This window comes from Desulfotruncus alcoholivorax DSM 16058 (genome assembly GCF_000430885.1).
In the GTDB taxonomy this organism is placed as follows: Bacteria; Bacillota; Desulfotomaculia; order Desulfotomaculales; family Desulfallaceae; genus Desulfotruncus; species Desulfotruncus alcoholivorax.
Genome location: NZ_AUMW01000025.1, coordinates 47810 through 56326, shown reverse-complemented (window position 1 = coordinate 56326; position 8517 = coordinate 47810). Strand labels below are relative to the sequence as shown.

The 8517-nt window shown below is 42.3% G+C and carries 12 protein-coding genes; 8 read left to right on the top strand and 4 right to left on the bottom strand.

The features are described from left to right. The 3 genes from H569_RS0112915 to H569_RS23180 form a co-directional block, all read left to right on the top strand. The coding region (locus H569_RS0112915; RefSeq protein WP_027365335.1) for a transposase at positions 1-218 on the top strand (218 nt) is incomplete at its 5' end. A gap of 35 nt (positions 219-253) precedes the next feature. Continuing rightward, a complete protein-coding gene (locus tag H569_RS23185) occupies positions 254-1597 on the top strand; it encodes an acetate--CoA ligase family protein (protein ID WP_238492556.1) in 1344 nt (447 codons plus the stop codon). A gap of 7 nt (positions 1598-1604) precedes the next feature. Then, a complete protein-coding gene (locus H569_RS23180; protein ID WP_238492555.1) occupies positions 1605-2372 on the top strand; it encodes an acetate--CoA ligase family protein in 768 nt (255 codons plus the stop codon). Positions 2373-2627: 255 nt separating this feature from the next. Here H569_RS23180 and H569_RS0112900 read toward each other — a convergent pair whose 3' ends face one another. From H569_RS0112900 to H569_RS0112890, 3 genes are all read right to left on the bottom strand, one after another. Next, positions 2628-3374 (bottom strand): N-acetylmuramoyl-L-alanine amidase, encoded by a 747-nt coding sequence (locus H569_RS0112900; protein ID WP_027365333.1) that lies wholly within the window; start codon positions 3372-3374, stop codon positions 2628-2630. A gap of 125 nt (positions 3375-3499) precedes the next feature. After that, positions 3500-3985, bottom strand: a complete 486-nt coding sequence (locus H569_RS0112895; protein ID WP_027365332.1) for a LysM peptidoglycan-binding domain-containing protein — start codon at positions 3983-3985, stop codon at positions 3500-3502. Between the two features lie 123 nt (positions 3986-4108). Continuing rightward, positions 4109-5380 carry a copper amine oxidase N-terminal domain-containing protein gene (locus H569_RS0112890; RefSeq protein WP_027365331.1) on the bottom strand — a complete coding sequence of 424 codons (1272 nt, stop codon included), beginning with the start codon at positions 5378-5380 and terminating at the stop codon, positions 4109-4111. Positions 5381-5662: 282 nt separating this feature from the next. On the opposite strand from H569_RS0112890, the gene H569_RS0112885 reads away from it, so the two are divergent. The 3 genes from H569_RS0112885 to H569_RS23385 all read left to right on the top strand — a co-directional run bounded on the left by H569_RS0112885 (position 5663) and on the right by H569_RS23385 (position 7085). Further along, entirely contained in the window at positions 5663-6322 is a 660-nt protein-coding gene (locus H569_RS0112885; RefSeq protein WP_027365330.1) for a PHP domain-containing protein, read from the top strand. A gap of 213 nt (positions 6323-6535) precedes the next feature. Continuing rightward, the gene (locus H569_RS0112875) at positions 6536-6829 is read left to right on the top strand and encodes a zinc-ribbon domain containing protein (protein WP_027365329.1); all 294 of its coding nucleotides are present in this window, start codon (positions 6536-6538) and stop codon (positions 6827-6829) included. 124 nt (positions 6830-6953) lie between these two features. Beyond that, positions 6954-7085 carry a hypothetical protein gene (locus H569_RS23385; RefSeq protein WP_257720114.1) on the top strand — a complete coding sequence of 44 codons (132 nt, stop codon included), beginning with the start codon at positions 6954-6956 and terminating at the stop codon, positions 7083-7085. Between the two features lie 20 nt (positions 7086-7105). Here the strand turns inward: H569_RS23385 and H569_RS21890 are convergent, their stop codons facing one another. Then, positions 7106-7654 (bottom strand): YhcN/YlaJ family sporulation lipoprotein, encoded by a 549-nt coding sequence (locus H569_RS21890; RefSeq protein WP_238492554.1) that lies wholly within the window; start codon positions 7652-7654, stop codon positions 7106-7108. Here H569_RS21890 and H569_RS23175 point away from each other — a divergent pair. Both H569_RS23175 and H569_RS23170 read left to right on the top strand, forming a co-directional pair. Then, positions 7629-8159: an IS110 family transposase gene (locus tag H569_RS23175; protein WP_309294789.1), complete on the top strand. Its 531-nt coding sequence runs from the start codon at positions 7629-7631 to the stop codon at positions 8157-8159. The two genes, H569_RS21890 and H569_RS23175, sit on opposite strands and share 26 nt — an antisense overlap. A 62-nt stretch (positions 8160-8221) precedes the next feature. Next, complete coding sequence (locus H569_RS23170; protein ID WP_238492552.1) at positions 8222-8425, top strand: IS110 family transposase; 204 nt, start codon at positions 8222-8224, stop codon at positions 8423-8425. Positions 8426-8517: the final 92 nt, after the last annotated feature.

Below are 8517 nucleotides of genomic sequence, written 5' to 3'. Positions count from 1 at the left end.
CATGGTTGAATGCCGTACATAAAAGCGGGATTCCTGAACTCAAGAGTTTTGCCGTTTCTCTAAATAAAGATTATGCTGCTATCTTTGCTGGCTTGACTGAGTCATGGAGCCAAGGGCCTGTAGAAGGAATCAATAATCGTTTAAAACTAATTAAACGCTTAATGTTTGGCAGGGCAAAGTTTGATTTACTTCGCAAACGGGTTCTCCTTGCTTTATAAATCCGAAAAAACTTGTTTCCCTTTGCGGATAAACATTGCTAATTAGCACCAAAAGTGCGGAAGAACCGACAGATAACACCAGTCTTGAATCTTTTTTTAACCCGCAGTCAGTAGCGCTGGTTGGAGTTTCATCCCGTACCGGGCCGGGAACTTTTAACGTGCTGGAACAAATATTGAACAGCGGTTACCGCGGTACAATATATCCCGTTAATCCCCGGGGCGGCAGCATCCTTGGTGTCCCGGCTTACCGCTCGGTAAAAGAAATCAGCCACCCCATTGACCTGGCCATTATTTCAACACCGCGTTCAGCCGTCCCCGAAGTGGTCAGACAGTGTGTCGAAAAAGGCATCCCTGCAGTAATAGTTATTACTCAGGGCTTTTCAGACGCGGATGACGAAGCGGGCCAGCGGATGCATAACGAAATTGTTGAGGCCGTAAAAGGTACCGCAACAAAAGTGGTGGGACCAAACACCTTGGGTGTGATCAATAATTTTATTAACTTTAAATCCGCTTTCTTGGAGTTTACCACCAGCACCAACCCCGTGGGATTTATCTGCCAGTCCGGAATCTTTCTGGCAGCGGCCAAAGACTTTACCGGCGGCATAGGAATAGGCGTTGATATCGGCAACACCTCGGACGTCGGGTTTGCCGAATGCATGGAATACATGGCCCAAAACCCCTTGATAAAAGTAATTAATTTACATATAGAGGGCTTGCAGGACGGGCGCCGGTTCATGGAGGCGGCCCGTAAAATCACCCCCTTAAAACCTGTGCTGGCTCTGAAAACCGGCAGCAGCGAGGAAGGGTCCCGTGCCGCCAGCTCCCATAGCGGATCGCTGGCAGGTGAGGACGAAGTTTTTTCTGCAGCTTTTAACCAAAGTGGCGTTATCAGGGTAACGGAAGCTTCCCGCCTGGCAAATTTAAATCGAACTCTATGGACTTACCATAACATGGCTGGCAAAAGAATCGGCGTAATAACCATCAGCGGCGGCGCAGGAATCATGGCAGTGGACGCCTGCTGCAAGTATGGACTGGAAACCGCCGGTTACGCACCCGAAACGATTGCCTTGCTGGAGGAAGTTTTCCCTGAATGGATGAGGGCCGGAAATCCCGCTGATATTTGGCCTGCGGGAATGGCCAAGGGATATCATAAAATAGTTTCCCTGGCTCTGGACGGTGTACTGGCCGATCAAGGGGTAGACGCAGTTTTATGCATTACACCGGCCTACCTTGACCCGGCTGAAGACCCGCTTAATATAGTAGACACAATCAATGAAACAGCAGCAAGACACCCGGACAAGCCAACAGCAATGTGGTTTTTCGGCCCCCACAAGCAAAAATACGCTGCAAAATTTAACGAGACCGGGCGGGTCCCCTGAGGACGCAATGTATTGTCTGTCAGAGCTTTACAAGTACCATAACATGATTAAAAATAAAAAATATGAAACAGTAACATTAACGCCAGCCGGTATCGTTAATCTAAAACCCTGTACAGCCGGTAGTGCTCCCATCACACTAAATGAAAAGGCATTGGATATCATTGAAAACTGCGGAATACCGGTTGTTAATCGCAGGCTGGCCAGTTCGGTAGACGAGGCGCTAAAACTGGGGGGCGAAATCGGTTATCCGGTTGTGCTGAAAATTTCTTCTCCGGACATAACTCACAAATCCGATGCCGGTGGCGTGAAGCTGGATATTAAGTCTGAAGCTGAATTAATCCAGGCATACCGGGAAATGATGGAAGCTATCAGAATAAAAGCGCCTGGAGCCAGGGTTGAAGGCATTCTACTCCAGAAATCTGAAAGCGAAGGCACAGAAGTTATCCTGGGTGGTAAAAGGGATCCGCAGTTCGGGCCGGTGCTGGTTTATGGAATGGGCGGTATTTATGCAGAGATTATGCGGGACGTGGTGTTCCGAATAGTCCCAGTTACCCACAAGGAAGCCGTTGAAATGATTAAAGAAACCAAATCATACAAAATTATTTCCGGCGCCCGGAGCAAAAAACCAGGCAATATTGAAGCTTTAGCCCAATGCATCGTAAAGCTGGGCGAATTACTTTGCAGCCGGCCTGAGATTACCGAAGTGGACATCAACCCCTTGCTGGTAAAGCCGGAAGAGTGCATCGCCCTGGACGCCAGGATGGTAATCAATTAACCGCATTGTAAAACAAAATTTAAATGCATCACTCTTCAACAAGCGGGTAAAACAACCCTAAGGCTATGTGAATTTTCACATAGCCTAGTTCGCCAAAGGTATCGTCTTCAATAATTGGAAGGTCATCGTTCTACACGGTTTCTAAAAGAACCGGACTATTTATGTATTAAAAAAAGACTAATAGCTTTAATGCAAACTGTACAGCCAAGGATGGATAGCTGGAAAAATGAACCTTGGAGAAAGTCTTTTATGGCTTTACCTATTGGATATCTTCCCCAGCAACCGGTTAATTACTGCCGCAAATTCGCCCCAGTTTACCAAATCATTTGGTGAATGCTTATTAGCAATTAACCCTTCATTCTTTAAACGTTCTATTTCCTCTTCCGGCTTCCAGGTGGGAGCAGGAGCCGGGGGTGACGGGTCGGGCTTTGGCTGTTGATCTGGCGCAGTTATGGACTTTGGAGTTAAATCTGCCGCTTTGGCAATTCCTTCTCCAATTATAACCCCTAGCGATTGGATAAAACCCGGGCGCAGGAGCTGAGCCAAATCTTTGGGATTGTCTATAAATAAATTTTCAAGCAATACTGCAGGCATCTTAGTGTTCCTGAGTACTGAAAAGTTAGCTTTTTTTTCTCCTCTATCCGAAAAGCCTTGAGATTTATAGAATTGGGATAAAAAATCATGAATTTTGTTTTGTATTGCCTTGGTTTTTGAACCGGCGTTGGTATAAATGTAACTTTCAAAGCCAGTTCCTCCGCCCGCATTAATGTGGATGGACACAAATAAATCTGCTTTAAGATTATTTGCAAAAACTGACCTCTCTGATAAGCCAGATGATTCATCAGCTTTTCTAGTCAGATAAATTTCTGCATCATATATCTTTTCCAAAAAATCAACTGCAGATTGTGCTATTTCAAGGGTAAAATTTTTCTCGTAATAACCTTTATAAACAGCACCCGGGTCAGAACCACCATGACCGGGATCAATAACAATCTTATTCATCAGAGAACCCCCTTCCGTAACACCTTATTCAAACATTAGCATATTTGTTAATTAATGGGATATGTACAAACAAAAAAACCCGGGTATCTTTTACCCAGATTTTAAAAGCCTGCCGAAAACAACAGCTACTTCTTTAATTTATCCGGTTTGATTGGTACTTTGATAACTTGGCCAACCTGCAGCATGGTTTTGACACTTAACCCGTTGAATTTAGCCAGCGCGGGACCATAAATAGGCACCCCGTAATATTTATTTGAAATATCCCCAAAAGTATCTTTAGGTCTGATTTCGTAATAAATATACTCATTTTGAATTGTTCCTTTTGGCTGGGTATCTTGCGGCAATAATTTTTCCGCCATTTTGATACCGGCCAATTGAGTTTTAAGTTCACTGACCTCTTCCTTAAGTGCAGTATTCTCTGCAACAAGGTTATTATTTTCAACCCTTAGATTAGCTATTTTTAAGTTAATCTGCCACCCTATTAAAAACATTAATAATACAAATATTGCTCCAGCACCAAGAGCAAACAGCATCCTATAATTCATTCCACCGTTTAAATGTTCTCCTTCTATTTCCCTGACGGTTCTACCCTCTAGCTTATTTAAATTCATATAAAAATACTCCCGAATAATTTTATGAAGTATTATACCATATACGGGCGTCAGTAAAAACAAAAGCAAGGGTTTGTTAATTTAAACAACACCCTTGCTTTTTAAATGTTCTATATTGACCCGTTAATTACCTGGTGTTATTGGTTGAGGCATTTTCATCTCTACGGCAGCACTAACATCAGGGGCGGTGAAGGGTCCGCCAAGTTTGGTGATGTTAATTGTTCCATTATATTTCATGTCCATTTTAACCTGTTTAGGCTGGTTATCCCCAGCCGACGCAGGGTTATTCATTAACATTTCTAATCGCGCATCAAAATTAACGATATCGGTGATAAAAGTTTTCTTATTGATCAGCACCGAATAGTCATAATCCATCTTGGCGTTCTCGAAGAGTTTCTGCATTTGCTGCTGCATATCAGCAGTATTGGCTGTGTCTTGTGGCATAGCTTGCGTCGCCTGCTGGATAATTTTTTGCAAACCTTCTTTAAATTTGGCCATGTCTAGAGTAGCATTTACTACATAGTATTCTTGATCGTTTACTGCTACATCGTTACCAAAGTTTAACAATATACCCATTTCCTTCATCTGTTCGACAACCTTCAATGGGTCGGACTGGATGTCTTGCTGCTGCTTCCAAAACTCAGGAGAAAAGGGCATATCCTGTACGAGCCATCCCTGGCCCGGCACTTTAATGTACATTTTTTCCCGGGTCATGTAAGTTTCAACATCCATTGGTTGGGCATTATCACCGTCCACGGGGGTCACTGTTTGCTTCATATAAACCTGGAATGGTTTATTTTGCATTTGGCCGGTTAATTTTGATGTAACGTTTTGGGGAGTTTGTTTATCTACTTTCCCGTCCGCTGTTACGTTCATGTTAATGTTAAACAGTCCGTCCACGGAATACGTATTAAATTTCTGTCCTGCAGCTGTAGACTTTGCCAGCACATCATAAACTGTCATACCATCTCTGGTCTCACTGCGGCTTAGTGTAGTCGTCGACTGATCATTTACCCAACCAACCTGAAAACCAAAGGCTTCACATACAGAACGGACAGGAATTAAAACAGTATCCCCCGTTTTTACTGGTTGAACAGTCAGCGTCACCGGCTTATCCGCCAGCATAGCTTCCTTTTTCCCAACTGTAAACTGCATGGTCGTGTCGTTCTCTTTAATAGTAAAGTCGCTAGCAGAATCCCATTTAACATCAGCACCCGCAAAACGGGCGTATGTATCCACGGGAATCATGCTTGAACCGTTAACCATGGTTATACCGGGTGATGGCACCACATCATCATTTACCCGCAGTTTCAGTGCTTGACTGGCAAAAGCAGGCAGGGCTGTAGAAAACATCAAAAATATCAACGCTATCCCAACAAAAAACTTTTTTTTCAAAAAAACACCTTCTTAATAATTTTTTTTAAAAATATTCCTTTTAAATGTTGCGCATGTATAAAACTCATCAGCTAAGCCATACACACCTCCCTTAAAAAAATTTAGACCCTGTAAGTAAAAGCATGACACTCTTCACAAAAATATAATAATACATTTATCTAATCAAATGCCATAAAAATTCTTTTCTTAATATATTAGACATTAATAACCAGGTATTAGTTCCTAATAATCAGTTATTATTGATATAATTAAAGTGGAATTATTCTAAACAAGAGGAGTGCTATGCTTAAGTCTTTTTTAAAAGCCGACTTTCACAGTCACCCGCTGGGCGATCGATATTACCCAAATCCGCCAAAAGAGCTTACTGATGATGATAAGGAAAGTATTATTGGTTTTCTAAAAGCAATGGCTGAAACCGGGCTGGAAATTATAGCCTGTACCGACCATAATACTGTTTTATCCGGACAGTGGGCCAAAGAACAGGCCCGCAGGGAAAAGCTGCCTTTGATTGTAATACCAGGCGCCGAATTAAACGTATGGGGCTATACCCAAAGGGTTCATCTACTGGCACTAAATATCAAAAGTAACCTTTCTACAGGTCAGCTTGGGTTAAGCCAGGCCGTTAAAGAAATTCATCATCAAGGTGGTGTTGCCATTTTAGCCCATCCAGTTAAATATCCTCAGGAGATCAGATCAAATCCAGAGGTATTCAATGAAATTGACGGGATTGAGATGAACAACGCCAGTGAAGGGATTTTTCCTACTTCAGATTATCTCAATGCTGAATCGCGTTATAATGATAAATTCATAATTCAAACTACCGGTTCTGATCTGCACTGGGAACCCCAGAACAAAATAAATAAAGGTAAATCACACCCTTATTTTCAGGTCCCTACAAAATGGTTGTTGGAAAAGGGAATAATTAGCCCGCTTGATTTATGAAAAATATCTGGAAAATAAACCCAAAACACCGGGATTTACTGTTAAAAAATATTTTTCCGGTTATAACTTTGACAGCGCGCGCTTAACGTGGTAAAGTTAATTAAATTCCATGGTTAGGTTAATGCATTCTCCCCTTGTGGTTTTTCATTGGTTTAGGGCGGGTCAGCGTTTCCTTCAGCCAATGGATAAAACACTTTTAGGAGGAGATTTTTAATGTTTCAAGACCGTACTTTAAACTGCCGTGATTGTGGTGCTGATTTTGTCTTTTCAGCATCTGAACAAGAATTCTTTGCAGAAAAAGGCTTTACCAACGACCCGAGTCGTTGCCCGCAGTGCCGTGCAGCCAGAAAGAACAACCGTCAAGGCGGCTTCGGCGGTGGCGGCAACTATCGTCAACAGCGCGAGATGTTTCCCGCAGTTTGTTCTAACTGCGGCAAAGAAACCACAGTTCCTTTTAAACCAAACGGTGATAAGCCGGTTTATTGCAGGGACTGCTTTAGGAGATAAATTTAATTAAACAAACATGTTTAACATCAGGGCAGAACATATCCGCCCTGATTTTTCTATTTAGTTTTCTTTTTTTGAATAAATAATCAGGAATAAAGGTATATCTATAATCGAGGTGATAAGCTTGAAAGATTACGATAAAGAGAATACCAGTGACCCAACTTTTTATCTAAACGAAGTAACCATAAATTCAGGTTTTATGCCTTACTACCAATTTATTGACAGCTTATCCCCAGAACAAGATACGGAGGCGTAATTTTTCGCCTCCGCAAAATTTTATCCCTGCATGTCCTCGTTAATTTTGCTTAACTTGCTTTTGATCCTTACCATTTCTTTATTAAATTCTTTATTTTCCGCACTTACTTTAATTTGCTGCTCCAGCTTCTGAATTTCCGAAAAAAGCTTTTTATCGGTAGTTACATGCACCTGACTGTCCTTAACCGCAGTTGCTGTTATTTTATCATGTACTTCTTCTCTAATTTGTTTTAAGCGCAGCCTGTCAAACCCGCTAACCTTTAAAGCAACTGATATATCCTTGTTAATAACCACAGCGGTAGCTTCATCCACGCCCTTCACCTTTTGGGCTATCTGCTTGAATCGCCCGGCTGCTTCAGGATCAACTTGTACTTGCTCTGCAGGGCTGCTCTTAGCTTTTTCTGTCCGGGGTTTCTTTTCCGGCCCGGTCAGCGCGGAACAGCCGGTATTTAATAAAAGCAGTAATATAATCATCGCAAATGCAAATTTTTTCATTTTAAAATCCATTCCTTTCTCTACACAGTTTTCTACTTTTACCGTAGATTTGCCGGCGTTGCGGGATTGGCTCAAACAGCATAGCTGCCGAGAAGTTTGCATGGAATCAACCGGTAAATACTGGATTCCGGTTTTCAACATCCTGGAAACCGAGTGTAACGTATGTGTGGCCAATCCAAAGTATGTCAAAGGTATTCGAGGTAAAAAAACCGACAAAAAAGATTCTATCTGGCTTTGCGACTTGCACAAACATGGATTGGTTCCGAACAGCTTTATTCCCCCACTACCCATTCGTCAAATCAGGGATTTGATGCGCTATCGTGTGAAACTGACCAATTTTAAATCCAGTGAGAAAAACCGTATTCAAAACTCCTTAACGGTATCCAACATCATGCTCTCCAGTGTGGTATCTGACACTTTCGGCAAAAGCTCTATGCGTATAATCAACCACATTCTTAAAAATCCGAAGGATAAGGATTTTGACGTTATCCCTATGCTTCATGGCAGCATGAAGAAAAATGCAGGGGATATCACCAAATCCATTAACGGAAATCTCACAAAACCTCAAGCCGAAAAATAGCGGTTTGTCTTTCGCATTTCCAAAATATTGACAAGCATAAGGCGGAAATTCAGTCGGCAGTATTGAAACTGGTTGAACCATATCAGCAACAAATTAGTTTAATCCTGACCATTCCAGGCATCAAGGATATTTATACCGCCATTGCCATCATCGGCGAAATCGGAACGGATATGTCAGTGTTTCAGTCCTCACGCCATCTTTGCTCATGGGCAGGCTTGACACCCAGAACAATGAAAGTGCAGGAAAAAAGAAATCTGTACGTGTAAGCCGTGCAGGCGTGTATATCAAGCCATTACTAATTCCAATGTGTCCATGCCGCCATAAAAAGTAACGCCTGCCCCTATTTTCGGGTGAGGTT

What these genes read in the sequence shown, in the direction of transcription:
- H569_RS23180 (WP_238492555.1), top strand. Translation starts at nt 1,605, where the DNA reads ATGTATTGTCTGTCAGAGCTTTACAAGTACCATAACATGATTAAAAAT.
- H569_RS0112895 (WP_027365332.1), bottom strand. Translation starts at nt 3,985, where the DNA reads ATGAATTTAAATAAGCTAGAGGGTAGAACCGTCAGGGAAATAGAAGGA.
- H569_RS0112875 (WP_027365329.1), top strand. Translation starts at nt 6,536, where the DNA reads ATGTTTCAAGACCGTACTTTAAACTGCCGTGATTGTGGTGCTGATTTT.
- H569_RS0112900 (WP_027365333.1), bottom strand. Translation starts at nt 3,374, where the DNA reads ATGAATAAGATTGTTATTGATCCCGGTCATGGTGGTTCTGACCCGGGT.
- H569_RS0112885 (WP_027365330.1), top strand. Translation starts at nt 5,663, where the DNA reads ATGCTTAAGTCTTTTTTAAAAGCCGACTTTCACAGTCACCCGCTGGGC.